This is a genomic window from Cyclobacterium amurskyense, assembly GCF_001050135.1.
In the GTDB taxonomy this organism is placed as follows: domain Bacteria; phylum Bacteroidota; class Bacteroidia; order Cytophagales; family Cyclobacteriaceae; genus Cyclobacterium; species Cyclobacterium amurskyense.
The window spans coordinates 3319038-3336858 of sequence record NZ_CP012040.1 but is presented as its reverse complement, the minus strand read 5'-3'; the positions used below and the strand labels follow the sequence as shown (position 1 = coordinate 3336858).

14 protein-coding genes are annotated in these 17821 nt (G+C 38.4%); 5 read left to right on the top strand and 9 right to left on the bottom strand.

Annotated elements, in window-relative coordinates; all coding sequences use genetic code 11:
* Positions 1–8: 8 nt before the first annotated feature.
* The 5 genes from CA2015_RS13810 to lepA all read right to left on the bottom strand — a co-directional run bounded on the left by CA2015_RS13810 (position 9) and on the right by lepA (position 8549).
* Positions 9–2984, bottom strand: coding sequence for a SusC/RagA family TonB-linked outer membrane protein (locus tag CA2015_RS13810; protein ID WP_048642437.1), 2976 nt, complete (start codon positions 2982–2984; stop codon positions 9–11).
* 159 nt (positions 2985–3143) lie between these two features.
* Positions 3144–5063, bottom strand: a complete 1920-nt coding sequence (locus CA2015_RS13805) for an OmpA family protein (RefSeq protein WP_048642436.1) — start codon at positions 5061–5063, stop codon at positions 3144–3146.
* Between the two features lie 5 nt (positions 5064–5068).
* Entirely contained in the window at positions 5069–5698 is a 630-nt protein-coding gene (locus CA2015_RS13800) for a 7-carboxy-7-deazaguanine synthase QueE (protein WP_048642435.1), read from the bottom strand.
* Between the two features lie 56 nt (positions 5699–5754).
* A complete protein-coding gene (locus CA2015_RS13795; RefSeq protein WP_048642434.1) occupies positions 5755–6654 on the bottom strand; it encodes a bifunctional 5,10-methylenetetrahydrofolate dehydrogenase/5,10-methenyltetrahydrofolate cyclohydrolase in 900 nt (299 codons plus the stop codon).
* Between the two features lie 101 nt (positions 6655–6755).
* Positions 6756–8549, bottom strand: coding sequence for a translation elongation factor 4 (gene lepA, locus CA2015_RS13790; RefSeq protein WP_048642433.1), 1794 nt, complete (start codon positions 8547–8549; stop codon positions 6756–6758).
* Between the two features lie 147 nt (positions 8550–8696).
* Here lepA and CA2015_RS13785 point away from each other — a divergent pair, with 147 nt between their 5' ends.
* Together CA2015_RS13785 and CA2015_RS13780 are read left to right on the top strand one after the other, a co-directional pair.
* The gene (locus CA2015_RS13785; RefSeq protein ID WP_240477798.1) at positions 8697–9290 is read left to right on the top strand and encodes a DUF922 domain-containing protein; all 594 of its coding nucleotides are present in this window, start codon (positions 8697–8699) and stop codon (positions 9288–9290) included.
* Positions 9291–9300: 10 nt separating this feature from the next.
* Positions 9301–9840: a DUF4924 family protein gene (locus CA2015_RS13780; protein ID WP_048642431.1), complete on the top strand. Its 540-nt coding sequence runs from the start codon at positions 9301–9303 to the stop codon at positions 9838–9840.
* An 11-nt stretch (positions 9841–9851) separates the two neighbouring features.
* On the opposite strand, the gene CA2015_RS13775 is transcribed toward CA2015_RS13780, so the two are convergent.
* A complete protein-coding gene (locus CA2015_RS13775) occupies positions 9852–11777 on the bottom strand; it encodes an AAA domain-containing protein (RefSeq protein WP_048642430.1) in 1926 nt (641 codons plus the stop codon).
* A gap of 76 nt (positions 11778–11853) precedes the next feature.
* Between CA2015_RS13775 and CA2015_RS13770 the strand changes: the two genes are divergently transcribed.
* Together CA2015_RS13770 and CA2015_RS13765 are read left to right on the top strand one after the other, a co-directional pair.
* Positions 11854–12453 carry an acyl carrier protein phosphodiesterase gene (locus CA2015_RS13770; protein ID WP_048642429.1) on the top strand — a complete coding sequence of 200 codons (600 nt, stop codon included), beginning with the start codon at positions 11854–11856 and terminating at the stop codon, positions 12451–12453.
* The gene (locus tag CA2015_RS13765) at positions 12446–12895 is read left to right on the top strand and encodes a hypothetical protein (RefSeq protein WP_048642428.1); all 450 of its coding nucleotides are present in this window, start codon (positions 12446–12448) and stop codon (positions 12893–12895) included. Before CA2015_RS13770 ends, CA2015_RS13765 begins: the two co-directional genes overlap by 8 nt.
* Positions 12896–13256: 361 nt before the next feature.
* On the opposite strand, the gene CA2015_RS13760 is transcribed toward CA2015_RS13765, so the two are convergent.
* The 3 genes from CA2015_RS13760 to murI all read right to left on the bottom strand — a co-directional run bounded on the left by CA2015_RS13760 (position 13257) and on the right by murI (position 17145).
* Positions 13257–14309, bottom strand: coding sequence for a M42 family metallopeptidase (locus CA2015_RS13760; protein WP_048642427.1), 1053 nt, complete (start codon positions 14307–14309; stop codon positions 13257–13259).
* Positions 14310–14321: 12 nt separating this feature from the next.
* Complete coding sequence (locus CA2015_RS13755; RefSeq protein ID WP_048642426.1) at positions 14322–16208, bottom strand: amidophosphoribosyltransferase; 1887 nt, start codon at positions 16206–16208, stop codon at positions 14322–14324.
* A 121-nt stretch (positions 16209–16329) separates the two neighbouring features.
* Positions 16330–17145, bottom strand: a complete 816-nt coding sequence (gene murI, locus CA2015_RS13750; protein ID WP_048644525.1) for a glutamate racemase — start codon at positions 17143–17145, stop codon at positions 16330–16332.
* 280 nt (positions 17146–17425) lie between these two features.
* On the opposite strand from murI, the gene CA2015_RS13745 reads away from it, so the two are divergent.
* Positions 17426–17800, top strand: a complete 375-nt coding sequence (locus CA2015_RS13745) for a hypothetical protein (protein WP_048642425.1) — start codon at positions 17426–17428, stop codon at positions 17798–17800.
* The last annotated feature ends 21 nt before the right edge of the window (positions 17801–17821 follow it).

Genomic DNA, 17821 nt, shown 5'->3' with positions numbered 1-17821 from the left:
TCTCAATTTCAAAAGGTTAAGTTGATACCTGCCGTCATTTGTTTAGAGCTAGGATAAGTTCCATAGGTTGTCCCCAGTGAATTCACCTCCGGATCCAGGCCATTGTATTTTGTAAGTGTCCATAAATTTATTCCCTGGACAAAAACATTTAGTTCTTCAATTTTAACTTTGTTCAATAAAGTTTTCGGTAAATTATAATTTAAAGTCACTTGCTTGAGTCTTATATAGCTACCGTCAGAAATAAGTCTGGTAGAGGTCTGTTGATAGCCTGAATGACCGGGTATACGCCCTCCCTCATAAGGGATAGGCACATTGGTTATCTGTCCCGGTTCCCGCCAAAAATACAACTGATCCTTCGTTTGATTATCCTGTCCAATAGAACCAGCTTGTGCCAGGTTGTATAAATCTTGATTGAAAGCCAAATTACCATATTGATATTGGAAAAATACTTCCAGACTCACCGGCCCATATTTCAAAGTATTGGAAAGCCCTCCATAGGTCCATGGCATTGTACTGCCAAGGTACTTCATGTCATCATCTGTAACTTGGTAGGTATATTCACCATTTTCATCATAGTACATGGGAGAACCATTGGCAGGGTTTACTCCTGCATACTCATATCCATACAGGAAACCAATAGGTTTTCCGACAATCAAATCATTCCCCACTCTATCGAGGCCTTCATAGAGTTCTAATAATTCATTGGAAAATATGGAGGTATTGAACCTTGTAGACCAGCTAAATTTTCCAATTAACAAATTAGTGGTCTGTATATCAAAATCTATCCCTTGATTACGTAGTTTTCCTGCATTTCTTGTAATGCTACCAAAGCCTGAATCCAAAGGCAATCTTGTATCAAAAAGCAACTTCCGAGAATCTTTTCTCCAAGCATCCAAGGTTACAATTATTCTTCCATTAAATAAGGTAGCATCTACTCCAATATTAGTAGAGACCGATTCTTCCCATGTTAACAAGTCATTTCCCAATTGGACAAAACTTAAAGCTCCTCCACCTAGGTATTGTCCTGCGGTACTAAGCAAGGTTCTTGATTCAAAATTGCCAATACTTGAATTGCCTGTCACACCATAAGAAGTTCTTAACCTTAGGTTATCCACCCAATCGGTATTCCTCATAAAAGGCTCAGAAGAAATCCTCCAACCTGCAGAAACCGCTCCAAAAGTCCCCCATCTGGAATTACTCCCAAACCTGGAAGAACCATCTCTTCTAATGGTAAGATCAAAGTTATATTTGTCGTCATAATCATATTTTGCCTGACCAAAAAATCCTGATCTAATGTATTCTGTATAAAACCCACCCACATCAAAAGGCACTGCTGCATTCTGCAAATACCTCAAGACAGGATTGGGAAATCCACGGCCTATTGCAGAATTGGTTTCTTGGGTTTCTTTTTTATACTCATATCCTAGGATTCCACTGATGGTATGTACATCAAAAATCTTTTTATTGACATTGAAATTCGCATTGGCATTCGAATTGACAATTCTTCGGTCTGCAAAATAAGAGGACCCTCCATAACTGGCAAATACCGGTATGGTGGAAGGCCTGTTGTTTTCATCCCTATTGTCCGAAAAGTCCAAACCGGCAAACCCTGTAAATCCTAGCCATGGCAATATTTTATAGTTCATATTTAAGTTAGACACTGACTGGTAACTTGTGGCTCGCTTAAGTTCCTCATTGACCCCCTGCACAATATTGTATCCAAAAAGATGTTCGGAAGGGTATTCCGCATAGGTCCCATCCTCATTATAAATAGGTACATTAGGCCTTGCAGCATAACCTGCCACAAAGGGGCTATTGACATAATTCCCTCTATCAATCGACCCATTGGTTACCTGTTTGGCAAGAGAAAAATTTGCTCCAATGGTAAACCTTTCATTTACCTTGTGCGACAAGTTCATTCTTCCTGTACTTCTCGAATAATCTGATTGGATGATTTGCCCTTGATGATAAGTATGAGATCCTGAGAGAAAAAACTGTGTTCGTTCATCACCTCCTGATAAAGAAATATCATATACACTCATCCTGCCATCCCTATATAAAGCATCTATCCAATCAGAATTTTGTAAATCTGCATCACTTGGGCTACCAAAAATACTCTCTACTGTTCTAAAGTTGAGTCCGGCATTTATATATGCTTGACGCTTAATGGATGCAAGCTCTGAGGCATTCATAACATCATAAAACCCAATGGGCTGAACGATTCCTTCCTGGGCTGAAAACCGAACCCTGGTTTTTCCTGATTTTCCTTTTTTTGTAGTAATTAAAACTACTCCATTGGCTGCCTGGGCCCCATAAATGGCAGCAGCTGCAGCATCTTTAAATACCTCAATGGATTCAATATCACTCGGATTGATGGATGACAGTGCATTTTGACTTCCCTCTCCCGAAAGCCCTCCTGATGCAATTTGAACCCCGTCCACAATATACAGGGGCTCAGTTCCTGCATTTATAGACCCTACCCCTCTCACCTGCACAGTTAGCGTACCTCCCGGCTGGCCTGAGTCAGAAGTAACCTGCACACCGGCTATCCTACCTTGTATGGCCCTATCAAAAGATTGCATTGGTAAATCCTGAAAAATCTCTCCTTTTACTGAGGCGATTGCTCCAGTTACTTCTCTTCTCGTTTGGTCTCCATAGGAGGTGACCACCACCTCATCCAAGGAAGTTATATCTGAATTCAAGGCTACATCTATATTGCTCCTGTTCCCTATTACTACCTCTTGGGGCTGCAGCCCCACAAAGCGGAATAGAAGAACTTTTTCATCTTCCTTTATCTGAATTTGATAATTCCCCTCAATGTCTGAAACAGTTCCGCTAGTAGACCCTTTGACCATCACCGTGGCACCGGGGATAGGCAAGCCATCTTCGAAAGTGGTCACCTTACCACGAACAGTTCTGGTTTGTGACTGCACCAAAAAATTCACGGAAAGAAGGGTTATTACAAGTAGTATGGCTTTCCTCATATAATAATGTTGAAATAAACAATCAGTCAATTTTATACAAATTCCATGATTATTCCAATAAGTTAGGTGAAGTATAAACAATGATTGAAGTAGGACTGTAGAATAATAACGATGTAAGCGAGGTTGTGTTCAATAAATATCACAGTTTTTTAAGTGCTTCTACAATATAAAAACCTCTATACGTCGATTAAATGCTCTATTTTCTTCCGTATCATTCGACCTCAAAGGCTCTGCTGCTCCTCTACCCTCAATTTCTAGCCTTTCTGAATAAATTCCTTCCCCAAGCAAAAATTTTTTTACTTCCTTTGCCCTCTTTAAACTCAGTTCTGAATTATAACTGTCCTTCCCAATATTGTCAGTATGGCCTACAATCAAAAGTTTGACTGTGGGATGATCCAGCAAAAACTTATGTAACTTTTTTAGGGAGCTTAAAGAGGATTTCTTTAGAACTGTTTGATCAAAATCGAAAAATATATTTTCAAAAATAAAATGTTTTCCCTTAGCTATGGGTTCCAAATTAATCTGAAAACCTTGTTTATTCCTCAGACTGTCACGATCTACATTGTAAATCTTAGGCATATACCCTTGCTTTTCTACATAAAGCCCTGAATTCTCTTTGTCTGGATAAATCATCGTAAAAGTGCCATCTTTACCGTCAGACTTGAAATTGTACATTGTGCTATCCCTATCAAGGTCAATCAATGAAAGTAGCGCTTCAACGGCTTCACCGGTTTCTTCATTAATCACTATTCCACTTGTCACAATCAATTCATGTCCTAAATCAATTTCTTCAGGAAAATCAAAACGATACAAATAAGAGCTATCTACTTTTCCAAGCTCAAAATTATTCTCCGTATAGTAAGCGAAATCTTTCTGGGCAGTAATAAACAATGCCAATTGGTCTTTTTGATCATTGATAGGGAAGCCCATATTCACTGGTTTTCCAAAACCATTGCCCTCAATTACACTTTTAAAAATATCCTTGGCTCCAAAGCCAGGATGTCCATCGGAAGCAAAAAACAACATCGTATTATTAAAAAATATAAATGGGGATACCTCGTCCTTTTTTGTATTTATACTGGAACCTAGATTTTTTGCCTTTGACCATGTCCCATCCTCGAGTCTTTCAGACACCCAAAGATCAATGCCACCTTCTCCTTCTGGCCTATTGGAAGAAAAAAACAATAAACTCCCATCTGCAGAAAGCGAAGGCTGGGATTCCCAATACCTCGTATTGACTTTATTACCCATATTGGTAGGGCTTTGCCACTCTCCATTCATCCTGGCAGTTATGTACAAATCACAGTTTCCATGGGAACCAGGTGTATTACAGGAAGTGAAAATTAGTAAATTTCCATCTGCAGAAATGGTACAAGTACCTTCATTATAGGATGAATTGATCAAAGTAGAGATTGACTCTGGCTCAGACCATTCTCCTTCATCGAAATCAGAAAAAAAGATGTCTTCGTTGTATTTGACCGTAATCCCATCTCTTTTTGTAAAAAACAGCCGTTTACCATCTGCCGTAAGTACAGGGAAATATTGAAGTCTAAATTGATTTAAAGGCCTTGGAAGCCTTTTTTTTCTTATATCAATAGGGTTCTTGATTCCCTCAGCAATAATCTCTAACTGTTGTAATTTGTTTGCATATTCATCCGATTTCAAAAAGGATTCGTCAAAATAGGCTTCATTTTCTTCAAAAATATCCAAGGCCTGTTGGAAAGCTCCTTGCTTTAAATAGATTTCCCCTTCCAACCATGCTAATTTCCCTTTAAAGAAATCATTCTTTTTAAGAGGAAGCCTTGATTGGCCCTTTTTCGTAACGGCTAATGCTTCTTCTGGCATACCCCTACTCAGCAGCACCTGCGCATGTTTCAAATACGCTTCAAAAAAATCACTGCTTCGTTCGTAGGCTGCTTTGAACTTTTCTTGGGCTTCCGGAAGCTGTTTTCTATTAAGAAACTGGTCTCCTTCCTCATAAAATCTAATGGCTCGCTTATCAACTATAGAAAACTCCTGTCCCATTGCTTGAAAACATATTCCTGCAAACGATATGACAATAAAGAGTTTCTTTAGCATGGTTTCTAAGGTATTTCCATGTATTTATGGGTCTGAAGTGAAACCCGCCAAGCTGGGTTTTCCTTCACAAAATCTATAATCAAAGGTGTCATTATTTCTGCTTTTGACCATTCAGGCTGAAGCAAAAGATGACATTTTTCATTTACCAATTTTGCATGTTTAAGTGCAAAATCAAAATCGCTTTTATTGAAAACTACTACTTTCAATTCATTCGCATGTTCATAGACCTGCGGTAAAGGTTGTTTAAACTTTTTGGGTGACAGACATGTCCAATCGATCGTCCCACTAAAAGGATGAGCTCCTGAGGTTTCCATATTTATCTGAAAACCTTTGTCTTTCAATAAACTTGTCAAAGGGCCAAGATTATGCATCAATGGCTCTCCTCCGGTGATCACAACCAAGCGTGCTGGGTAAGATTCTGCTTCTGCTACCATTTCCGAAATGGGAACAATTGGCCATCTCTCGGCCTCCCAGGAATCTTTCACATCACACCAAACGCAACCTACATCACATCCTCCCAAACGAATAAAATAAGCAGGTTGTCCAGAAAACATTCCTTCACCTTGGATCGTATAGAAAGCTTCCATCAATGGCAGTGATAAACCATTGAGAAGCGCATTTTTTTTATCTTGCATAATTTTTGGTTAAGCGGGTAATTGAACCGCTTTGTTTAAAATAAATTTAAGCGAACCTATTGGTAAACTTCTCCTTTGGCTGCCAAAAGTGTGTTGTACAACAATGAAGCAATGGTCATAGGACCAACTCCCCCAGGTACCGGCGTGATAGCTGAAGCCTTGCTTGAAGCCTCTTCAAAGTTAACATCTCCAACCAAACGGAAACCGCTTTTCTTGCTGGCATCAGGTATGCGGTGAATTCCCACATCGATCACTACTGCGCCTTCTTTCACCATGTCTCCAGTAACGAAGCCTTCTCTACCAATGGCTACAATCAGTATATCTGCACTTTGGGCAATTTCTTTCAAATTTTTAGTCCTACTGTGGGTTATGGTAACTGTACAGTTTCCTGGGTAGGCATTTCGGGCCATTAAAATGCTCATGGGTGAACCTACAATATGGCTTCTTCCTATTACTACGCAATGCTTTCCAGAAGTCTCTATTTCATGGCGCTTCAACAACTCTACAATACCGTATGGTGTTGCTGCTATATATGCCGGCCAACCTAAGGTCATGCGCCCTACATTCGCAGGGGTAAACCCATCAACATCTTTTTCAGGCTTAATCTTGGCGGTAACTTTCTCCACTGAAATATGCCCGGGAAGTGGCAATTGAACAATCAATCCGTCAATGTCTGGATTGTCATTTATTTTCTCTACTTCTTTAAGTAGGTCTTCCTCTGAAACTGTATCATCCAAACGAACTAAAGTAGAACCAAAGCCTACTTGCTCACAAGCTTTGACCTTTGCGCCTACGTAAGTTTGGCTAGCTCCATCATTCCCAACGAGAATCGCTGCCAGGTGTGGGGCTTTTTTACCATTATTTTTTAGCAAAACTACTTCTTCTGCAATTTCCTCTTTAATGATCGCAGCGGTTTTTTTACCATCAATTCTTATCAATCCTTCTCTTTGTTGCATAGGTGTTTTTTTATCCAAAATCGCCTAAAATATCAGATAACTAAAGGTTACCTTTATAATGATTTATATTTTCAATTAGCTGAAAAAGAATGTGCTGAAATTTAATCCAGCTTGAGCACAGCCATAAAGGCTTCCTGAGGTACTTCAACATTACCCACCTGTCTCATTCGCTTCTTACCTTTCTTCTGCTTGTCAAGGAGCTTCCTTTTTCTAGAAATATCTCCACCATAACATTTTGCCAATACATTCTTTCGCAAGGCTTTTACCGTTTCTCTGGCAATTACTTTTGTTCCTATTGCAGCTTGTATGGCAATTTCAAACATTTGTCTTGGAACCAATTCCTTTAATTTTTCACAAAGTCTCTTGCCCCATTCATATGCTTTGTCTCTATGGACAATGGCAGAAAGTGCATCCACGGGTTCACCATTAAGCATGACATCAAGTCGCACCATGTTAGATTGCTTGAAGCCAATCAATTCATAATCCAGGGAGGCATATCCTCTTGAAATCGTTTTTAACTTGTCGAAAAAGTCAAACACTATCTCTACCAAAGGCATGTCAAAGGTCAATTCCACCCTATCTGATGTCAGGTATACCTGATTTTTTATTTGCCCTCTTTTCTCCATGCAGAGCTGAATCACAGGCCCAACATAATCAGCAGCAGTAATAATGGCCGCTTTTACAAAGGGTTCTTCAATATGCTTGAAGAGATTAGGTTCTGGCATATCAGAAGGCGCATTCACCAACTTGAAACTGTCATCATTCATTAATGCCCTAAACTGTACAGAAGGAACGGTGGTGATAACCGTCATGTCAAATTCCCTTTCCAGTCGCTCCTGAATGATCTCCATATGAAGCATTCCCAAAAAGCCACACCTAAATCCAAAACCCAAGGCTGCTGAAGTTTCAGGTTCCCATACTAAAGAGGCATCATTGAGTTGTAACTTTTCCATAGAAGCCCTAAGCTCCTCGAAATCGGTTGTTTCAACCGGATAAATACCAGCGAAAACCATAGGCTTCACATTTTCAAAACCCTGAACGGTTGCGCTACATGGTCTTTTCACATGAGTGATGGTATCCCCTACTTTTACTTCTTTGGCAATTTTTATACCTGAAATCAAATACCCTACATTACCTGCTTGTAATTGCTTTTGGGGTTGTTGCTGATAACCCAGAATACCAATTTCGTCGGCTTCATATTCTCTGCCGGTATTGACAAACTTGATCTTATCGCCTTTATTTATGGTGCCATTGAATATTCGAAACAACACTTCAACTCCCCTGAATGGATTGTATACGGAATCAAAAATCATGGCTTGCAAAGGAGCATCTACATCTCCTTTAGGAGCAGGAATCCTTTCTACCACAGCATTAAGAATGTCTTCTATTCCAATACCTTCTTTACCTGATGCCAATACAATATCCTCTCTGGAACATCCTATCATTTCCATTACCTCCTCGGCAACAACCTCAGGTTGTGCACCTGGCAAGTCGATTTTATTCAAAACCGGAATGATTTCCAAATCATGACCTATGGCCAGATAAAGGTTTGAGATAGTTTGAGCTTCTATTCCTTGAGAAGCATCAACGATCAGAAGTGCGCCCTCACAGGCTGCTATAGACCGAGAAACCTCATAAGAAAAATCCACATGACCTGGGGTATCTATAAGGTTCAACGTATACTCTTCTCCTTTATAGGGAAACTTCATTTGGATGGCATGCGATTTAATCGTAATCCCCCGCTCCCGTTCTAAATCCATACTATCCAATAGCTGGTCTTGCATTTCCCGCTCCGTCACAGTGTTTGTGAATTGTAAAAGTCGGTCTGCTAGTGTACTTTTGCCATGGTCAATATGGGCAATTATACAGAAATTTCTTGTGTTTTGCATGTTCATACTATGTGCAAAAGTAGTAAATAGTTAGTGTTTTAATATGTTTTACCCATATAAATTAGAAGTTTGCCAGCTGGGATTATTCAGACTAGCTACTTCTGGCGCTTTGATAAGGTTAAAATTCAAAAATAACTGAAAATAATGCTTCAAATGAAACTCTACTTTCTTCTGTTTTTTGGTTGGAAAATGATGTTTGCAGCAACAGATCTTAGCCTTAACACCCCAACTAAGACTGAGGGCATTGTCTTGATTCATCCTAACCGACGTCTTGTCTGGGATGATTTCAAAAAAGTTGACATTATAAGCAATAGGTCAACAATAAATGCCATAACCCAAAGCACCTGCGTAATAGATATCTTGAAGATTAACGAAAACAAAGAGTATGTTACTCTGGACATTGCCGTAAAGATCAACCTTCACAAAGAACTAAGTCAGGTTAAAAATGATTTTTTTAACACAAAAGATGAGCAAACAAAAAAAAGGGTTCTTCATCATGAGAATGGGCATTTTTTAATCGCTCAAATTATAGGGCATAGAATACTTAATGCTGTAAACAAATTTAAATTTGAAAAAAAGAACCACAGAAGTCAACTAAACAATATTATCCGAGAAAATTTCAAAGACTGGAAACGACTGGATTCACAATATGACGCCCAATCCACCAAACCGCACAAACCCGAAATGCAGGCAAGATGGGATAGTTTTTTTGAATCAGAACTTAAATCCCTAAAACAAGAATTATAAAAACAATACTATGAAATCAATTGCTGACAAAAAGAAAAAAGAGAATATAATAGAATATGTATTGTACATGTATAGAATGGAGGACCTTTTAAGGGCCTATCAATTTGAAATGGAAGATGTAAATGCCTACGTTTTAGGACATAAGAACATAGACAAAAAGGACAAGGAAGAAACCCAAGTCTGGCTTTCAAACATGGTCAATCAAATGGAGGAACAAGGCATCAAAGAAAAGGGACATCTGGATGATGTACAGGAAATAGTAGGTCAATTGGCTAAAATTCATTGGCAACTACTAAAAGAAGATCCTGATTACATTGCCATTTATCGCAAAACCCAAGCCCATTTGTTGAAATTAATAGCTGATACAAAAGAGGGTATTCCTGAGCATGAAATTCAAGTCTTTATAAATACGCTATATGGTGTTTTGCTGAATAAATTAAATGGAAGAAAAATACCGCTGGAAATCATGGATGCAGCTGCTAGTTTTGGGGATGTCCTAGCTTGTATAAACATTGCTTATATGAAGGACTTCTTGACAACTGATAAGTAAGCAGAGAACAATTATTCCATAAATTCATAAACACTGTGATAGGCCCCCTGTTCTTGAACAAAATCCAGAAAGGACTGGTAAAAACCATTGTTACCTATGGTGGCACTGTCTCCAAGTACAATTAATTTTCTTTTGGCTCTAGTTAAGGCAACGTTCATTCTTCGGGTATCTGCCAAAAAACCGATTTCACCTTGTGGGTTGGATCTAGTGAGGCTTATAAGCATAATATCACGCTCCTGCCCTTGAAACCCATCTACGGTGCTAATAGTCAAATTTTGTTCCATTTGTTTTAAAAACAACCATTCCGATTCTGTGGCTAACATCTCCTTTAACATTCTAACCTGTGCACTATACGGAGCGATAAGTCCTACGTTCCAAAGTTGGCCCTCTCTGTTTTTTGCGCCTACTTTTTTAATAAGTTCTTTTAAAAGGCCGAGTGCCATCTTAGCTTCATCCTTATTGCTAACACTAAGTGTCTCCTTATCCTTAAACTCCATAAACCCACTACCGGCAGTGTCTATAAATGCCATTGAGGGTTCATTCTCTATTAAATAATGAGTTTTAGTATTAGGCGCTGCTTGTAGCTGATTATTATAAAAGGCGGAATTAGAAAAACCCATAATTGCCTCAGCCATTCTGTATTGCAGAGACAGCAACTGAGCCGCTTCGGGTTGATTGGAAATGGCTTTCTCAAACAGGGTATTCTGCAGTCCTTTGGCCGCTTCTCTGGATTTTATGGTAGGAGGTAGTTGAAAGTGATCCCCTGCCAAAACAACCTTTTGGGCTTTCAAAATCGGGATCCAGGTAGCAGGTTCCATGCCCTGAGCTGCTTCATCTAAGAAAACAACCTGAAAAAACGTTCCTTTGAGTAGGTTAGTTGCTGCCCCCACAAGAGTACATGCCACTACCTGACAAGAAGAAAGGATTGACTGGGTCATGTAATCATAAAGCTGCCTAGCTTCAGCCTGACAACGACCTGCTTCATTATAATTTCTTTTACGATCTTCCCTTTCTGCATGACCAAAACTCCGCTTAAACTTATTGGCCTTGCGACGGAATTCATCTGCAGCTTTTTTTAATTTTTTGTATTCTTTATAAGAAGGGTGGGCCATTACACGTGCATCCAGTGTTCGCTGAATAATATTTTCGTCTACCCTTGCCGGGTGTCCTAATCTAAGAACATCCACCCCGGCCTCATCCATTCTCTCCACCAATAAATCAACCGCAGCATTACTTGGTGCACAAACCATAACCTGATCAAACTGTTGTGTAGCCAGAACAATTGCCTGGATAAGCGTAGTTGTTTTGCCAGTACCTGGCGGTCCATGAACAATGGCCAGGTCCTTTGCATTATTAATAAGTTCCAAAGCTTTGTTTTGCCCTTCATTCAAAAGAGGATTGTTTTGATTTCCTTGTTCTTCTATTTTTGGTTTTTCATATCCTAAAAGCACCTCTTTCAGATAAGCAATTCTGTTGTTTCCTGATGCCACCAATGTGTCCATGGTGTTCATCATTACTTTGTATGAAGTGTCATCAAACATCAAATTAACGCCTATTCTGCCCTCACTTACCCAATCAGGCAAGGTTTCCGTATTCAAACTTAAGGTCATCACATTACCTTTCACATTATTCACTACTCCATTTAAATAAGTAGATTGGATGTCATTTTCTTGGGCATTAGAAAATAAACTTATGGATTTACCAGAATGAAATCCATGATTAGAAGTAGTTTCATTTACAGAAATCTCTATGACCAGTTGATCTGAAAATGCCCATTTTACCTTATTCAAATGCACTGGATACCAACAAACTCCAGCTAGAATTTTGTCCTTTATGGATTTCCTGAAAGTCAAACTTCTGAATTGGGCAAGATCTTCCACCCATTCCATTTGTAAAAGATTCTTAGTATATAATAATTCTTCAGTTATATTTGTCATTTATTATTTCTTGTTTGAATACTCAAGATTAAGGAAATCATTCCTAAAATTAATTAAATAGTCCTTCTTTAATCGCATGAATTTCTTAGCACATGCTTATTTATCTTTTGATCAGCCCAAAGTATTAGTCGGTAATTTTATCGGCGATTTTGTTAGAGGCAATTTAAACGTGCAATTTGAAAGAGATATTATCACCGGAATAATGCTACACAGGGAGATCGATAGCTACACAGACAAACATCCCTTGGTTAAAGAAGCACAAAAACTTTTAAAACCAAAATTTGCAAGGTATTCTTCTGTAATCACAGACATGTATTTCGATTACTTCTTAGCTAAAAACTGGGAGCAATACAGTCCGGTAAAATTGGAAGATTATACAAAGTCGGTGTATAAATTATTGGAATCTGAACGAGCAATCCTTCCGAGCAAATTTCTTTTGCCATTTAAATACATGAAGGAAGAAAACTGGCTTATGGCCTATGGCACCATGGCGGGCATTCAGCGTTCTTTTACCGGAATGGCTTACCGCACTACCTTTGATTCCAAAATGGAATTAGCACCAAAATTTCTTCAGGAAAACCATGCAGTAATTGAATCCTATTTTGAACGTTTTTTCGAGGATTTGATTCAATTTTCAAAGAATAAACTGAAACAATTACACAAGAGAAATGGTTAGTTGTAAACCTAAAAAAAGTACCTACCTGTCTTTGGGCATAATCGTACTGTTATTATTTATGGGCTTAAGTTATCTTCTTTATGATTTTAACCACAGTCGTGAATTCCCTTTTCTTTTCTACTTAATCGGCTGTAGTATAATAACCGTTGTGTTATTGCTGATCTTGGTAAAGATGATGGCTGGCTATAAATTTTTAGCTGCAGGGAATGAAAAAATTGAAATTTGGCTCCCACTTAAAGGTCAACGAAAGAAATACAAGCTGGAAGACCTTTTGGCCTGGCAAGAAGAGGAAGTCCTAGCAAATAAGAAAGTTTTTAAACAGCTTATTTTAGTTTTTTCGGACAAATATTCTTTTGCAATTAGCAATCACGAACATCTTGGCTATGATGACTTAAGGAGATACCTAGGAAAGAAAGCAAGTAAAAAAAGAGTAAAAAACTAAATGATAAGGGTTAGGTTTTCATTTAAACATACCCTTATAAGGTATAATTAGCTCCAAGCACTTCTCAGAAGAATCGGAAAAACCTTTCAATATCCCCAATTTACTTCCTTGTGTTTTTAGTATTGAAAAACCTCTGGATCAAACCCGAAATATGCAATAGACAATCTATTACGTGATGAAATCGCTTCAAAATCAACCACTTCGTTGCTGTTTTCAATTTCACCATAGCGGTGCTATGCTAAAATATCCAAACAGCCTTATTTTCTTGCGATTGCAACACTTCCCGTAAACACGGGACAGGCTTCACCCCTGACCATTGTCAGGGCGGAGAAATCCTATTACATAATCCGGGTTAAAAATATCAGTGTGACCAATCAAAACTATCGATCTCTTCCAGACTTGCTTTAAGAAGTTGAATGCTTGCTTGCACATCTTTCTTATTTGCCATCTCAATTACTTGATGCAAATGTCTGGTCGGTATGGAAATAGCACCAGCAATAGCTCCTTTTTTACCCATCCTTTGTACACCAGCAGTATCCGTTCCTCCGGCAGTTAATATTTCAGTTTGAAATGCTATATTGTTTTTAGTGGCTGTTGCTTTCATAAATGACACCATTCGGTAATCACAAATGGCAGAAGCATCCATAATTTTGATAGCAGTACCTTTCCCAAGTTCTGTGATTTTCTCATGAGCGGCTGCTCCCGGCAAATCAAAAGCAATGGTAGTATCCAGGGCTATTCCAAAATCAGGATCAATATGGTGTGCAGAGACCTGGGCTCCTCTAATCCCTACTTCTTCTTGCACTGTAAAGGTGGCGTATACATCATAGGCAGGAGTTTTTAATTCCTTTAAGGTTTCTAGAAGTATAAAAACCGCAATTCTGTTGTCAATTGATTTACAGTTGACGCAGTCTCCCATTTCTACCAACTCCCTTTCACGAGTAATTGGATCACCTACCTGAATCCACTTCTCAACTTCTTCCTTTCCCATGCCCAAGTCAATGAAATAATCAGCTATTTTAGGAAGCTTGTTTTTTTCATCTGCTGTCATCACATGAATGGGTTTGGTTCCCATCACTCCTATGACATCTTTATTTTTGCCATGAACAATGACACGTTGGGCGGTTAAGGTCTTTGGATCAAATCCTCCTAAAGTATGAAACCTTAAAAAGCCATTTTCATCAATATGGGTAACAATAAACCCTATTTCATCCATATGAGCGGCAACCATCACTCGTTTATTTTCCGGATTTCTAAGCCCTCTTTTTATGGCAATTACATTCCCGATATTGTCTACAGATATTTCATCTACCAACCCTTTGGCCTTATCTACGATAAAATCTCTTATTTTTTTTTCGAAACCTGGCGCCCCTGGCAATTCACAAATTTCTTTTAATAAAGCAACATCAATCATTCTTTTCTCTGGTTAATAAGCTCTTGTTTCTTTGCCTTCCATATAATTCACAAAAGCTTTTTTTACTACACGAATTCCTCCATCAGTTGGAAAATCTCCCGTAAAATACCAATCTCCGGTATGTGCAGGGCAGGATAAATGTAAATTTTGGACAGTCTGATAGATTACGTGTACTTCAGCCTCTATGCTTTCCGAGGTGACGATGGAAGCAATTTTATCAGAAATCTCCTGATCAGTGAAAGGCTCATAAATCTCTTTTACAAAGTTCTCCTTACCAGTGGGTTCCTCCACGCACTTCTTGTAGACTCTGTCTAAAAGATTGTCCATTCCTCCATTGTCATTAATTAAAGAGACAGCGGCTCTGAATGCTATAAAGTCTTTCATCCGCGACATATCTATCCCATAACAATCCGGGAATCGAATCTGAGGAGCAGAAGAAACAATAATTATACGCTTAGGTTTTAGTTTATCTAAGGTGGTAAGCACACTTTTTTCAATGGTAGTACCTCTTACAATACTGTCATCAATAAGCACTATGGTGTCTACTCCTGAACGAATCACCTCATAGGTGGTATCATAAACATTGGACACCATTACATCTCTGTCTGAATCATTGGTGATAAAGGTCCTTAATTTTACATCTTTGGAAACCAATTTCTCTACTCGAGGCCTAAAATTAAGCAACTCCTCTAAATCATCAAGATGAGGTTTCCCTTCAATTAAAATTTCCTTACGCTTGGCACTTAAGTAATCTTCCAACCCCTCAATCATTCCATAATAAGCTGTTTCAGCTGTATTAGGGATATAAGAAAATACGGTGTTCTTAAGGTCAAAATCAATGGACTTCAGTATTTGAGGGACCAAAGCCCTTCCGAGATTTTTTCTCTCCTTGTAAATATCAGGGTCAGTACCCCTGGAAAAATAAATTCTTTCAAAACTACAAGATTTTTTCTCCTTTGGAGGAATGATTTCGTATTCCCCATAAGAGCCATCCTTGTTAAAAATCAAAGCATTACCGGGCTGAATCTCTTTTATTTGCTTGTAATCAATATCGAATGCTGTTTTAATAGGTGGTTTTTCAGAGGCCACTACTACTATCTCATCATCTGCGTAATAGTAAGCTGGTCGTATGCCTATTGGATCTCTCACAACAAAGCCTGCCCCATTCCCAATTAATCCGGCCATTGCATAGCCTCCATCAAAATCTCTGCAACTTCTTCTTAAAATCCTCGCTACATCAAGCTCTTGCTCTATTACTTCAGTGACTTCTTCGTTTGAAAAATTCTCTTTATACTTATCGAAAATTCTTTGGTTTTCTTCGTCGAGAAAGTGGCCAATTTTCTCCATTACGGTTACTGTATCCGTCTTCTCCTTTGGATGTTGACCTAAATTGACCAGAATATCAAACAATTCCTCCACATTGGTCATGTTGAAATTGCCAGCCATCACCAAGTTCCTACTCCGCCAATTGTTCTGTTTTAAAAATGGATGACAAGTTTCGATGCTGTTTTGCCCATGCGTGCCATACCTAAGGTGACCAAGCCAGACCTCACCAGAAAAAGCAGTGTTCTCTTTTATCCAGTCAGCATTCATCAAATCCTCTTCAGTACCTAACTTCTTAGACTTTTTATATTTTTTATTGATCTTTTGGAAAATCTTAGTAACAGCCTCAGATTCTACTGACCTATATCTGCTAATATATCTTGTACCTGGAGGGGTATTGATTTTAATATTTGCCAACCCAGCACCATCTTGACCTCGGTTGATCTGTTTTTGCATCAATACATATAATCTGTTGGCAGCATAAAACGGCGTATTATATTTATCAATATAATATTGTAATGGTTTTCTAAGCCGAATCATGGCAATCCCACATTCGTGTTTGATCTTATCACTCATAACATTCTAAAGGAGTAAAATACGTCCCAAAGTTACGTCTTTTTTTAAGAATTAGTTCCCCCAATCAACCAAACTTAAAAGTAAGAACAAATCACTAAAAAAGATAAATTTCGAAAATAACCTATTCCCACAAAGGATATTTCTGAAGTTTAATCTGTTTACCAAAGAAAAGCTTGGTCGTTTCTTCAAAAGAAACCGTGTAATCAGAGACTAAAAATTTATCTTTCTCGGTGGTTTTTTTCTCAGCCAAAAGTCCATTAAACTTTAGTAGGTCGGCCACTGATCTGGCCACCGTTTCTGAAGCATCAATAAGTTCAATCTTTCCATTAAAAAATTCTAGAATTTGATTTTTTATCAAAGGATAATGGGTACAACCCAACACCAAAGTCTGGATTTCTTTTAATTCTGTCTGTCCCAAATAAGAGGCAATAATGTCCTTACTAATATTTTGCAAGTGAAAGCCCTCTTCAATCATGGGAGCTAGTAAGGGAGTGGCTAAGGATTTCATCTGTATGCCTACACCTAAATTATTGACTTTTTGCAAATAGACTCCTGAAGTCACCGTCTGCTTAGTGCCTATCAATCCCACCGTTTCTCCATTATGGTGCTTGCCTAGAAAACTAACTACGGGGTCAATCACATTTACAACAAGCGCCTTGGAAGCCACATAGGCTTTCACTAGATCAAATGCAGCCGCAGAAGCAGAATTACAAGCGATTAGAATCAGCTTGCATTTTTCTTTGATCAAGACATCTGCAATTTTTACCGAATAAGCCTGGATCGCTGCCGTACTTTTATCCCCATAAGGCAAATGAGCGGTATCACCGAAATAAACAATTTGCTCATTTGGTAGTAATTTCTTCACCTCCCTGGCTACTGTTAACCCTCCTATTCCACTGTCAAAAATCCCAATGGGAGATTGTGCGTCGATGGCCATATGTACTAAAAATTTAAAATAAATCCCTGGGTTCACGCACCCAGGGAAATGCAAGCGAAGGATTAAATATAATTAAAATTAAAACCCAGAATATGCAATAATGAATGCATTCCATATGCTGAGCATAACAAAGTTAGTAAAGTTTTTTGATGTTACAAAAGTCATTTTTCTCATCAAAATGGGTACTATTTACCCATATTTCCGAAGGTGCCCTTTAGTTTAACTTCCTTGATCAGGGTTGGCACAATTAATGCTTTTCTTGACCTATAACCATTCTATCATGAAACGTCAAATTATTATTGGGCTTGGTGTAATCATTCTATTTATCCTTATTATGATTAACCCTCTGGCCAAACCCCAGAGAACCAGCCAACAGATGTTAGAAGTTAATAACGACAACTATCTGTTCCAATCATCCGTATATGATACGAGAGGCTCCATTTCGGACACCGTCAATATTTCTATTGCTGATTTACCTAAGAGTATTCAACATGTTATTCAAACGGACAGCCTTATTAACAATCTGGAAATAAGAACAGTAAAAAGAATATCTAAAAATAATAACGACTTCTATGACGTTTGTTTTAAGGACACAGACTATTTCAACATAATGGTCCTATATGACAAAAACGGACTAATAGTCTCCCAACTTTGAAAAAATTAACAGCTAAGCCAA

Excerpts from the sequence above, each read along its gene's own strand:
- CA2015_RS13810 (WP_048642437.1), bottom strand. The coding sequence starts at position 2,984 with ATGAGGAAAGCCATACTACTTGTAATAACCCTTCTTTCCGTGAATTTT.
- CA2015_RS13805 (WP_048642436.1), bottom strand. The coding sequence starts at position 5,063 with ATGCTAAAGAAACTCTTTATTGTCATATCGTTTGCAGGAATATGTTTT.
- CA2015_RS13800 (WP_048642435.1), bottom strand. The coding sequence starts at position 5,698 with ATGCAAGATAAAAAAAATGCGCTTCTCAATGGTTTATCACTGCCATTG.
- CA2015_RS13795 (WP_048642434.1), bottom strand. The coding sequence starts at position 6,654 with ATGCAACAAAGAGAAGGATTGATAAGAATTGATGGTAAAAAAACCGCT.
- lepA (WP_048642433.1), bottom strand. The coding sequence starts at position 8,549 with ATGAACATGCAAAACACAAGAAATTTCTGTATAATTGCCCATATTGAC.
- CA2015_RS13785 (WP_240477798.1), top strand. The coding sequence starts at position 8,697 with ATGAAACTCTACTTTCTTCTGTTTTTTGGTTGGAAAATGATGTTTGCA.
- CA2015_RS13780 (WP_048642431.1), top strand. The coding sequence starts at position 9,301 with ATGAAATCAATTGCTGACAAAAAGAAAAAAGAGAATATAATAGAATAT.
- CA2015_RS13775 (WP_048642430.1), bottom strand. The coding sequence starts at position 11,777 with ATGACAAATATAACTGAAGAATTATTATATACTAAGAATCTTTTACAA.
- CA2015_RS13770 (WP_048642429.1), top strand. The coding sequence starts at position 11,854 with ATGAATTTCTTAGCACATGCTTATTTATCTTTTGATCAGCCCAAAGTA.
- CA2015_RS13765 (WP_048642428.1), top strand. The coding sequence starts at position 12,446 with ATGGTTAGTTGTAAACCTAAAAAAAGTACCTACCTGTCTTTGGGCATA.
- CA2015_RS13760 (WP_048642427.1), bottom strand. The coding sequence starts at position 14,309 with ATGATTGATGTTGCTTTATTAAAAGAAATTTGTGAATTGCCAGGGGCG.
- CA2015_RS13755 (WP_048642426.1), bottom strand. The coding sequence starts at position 16,208 with ATGAGTGATAAGATCAAACACGAATGTGGGATTGCCATGATTCGGCTT.
- murI (WP_048644525.1), bottom strand. The coding sequence starts at position 17,145 with ATGGCCATCGACGCACAATCTCCCATTGGGATTTTTGACAGTGGAATA.
- CA2015_RS13745 (WP_048642425.1), top strand. The coding sequence starts at position 17,426 with ATGAAACGTCAAATTATTATTGGGCTTGGTGTAATCATTCTATTTATC.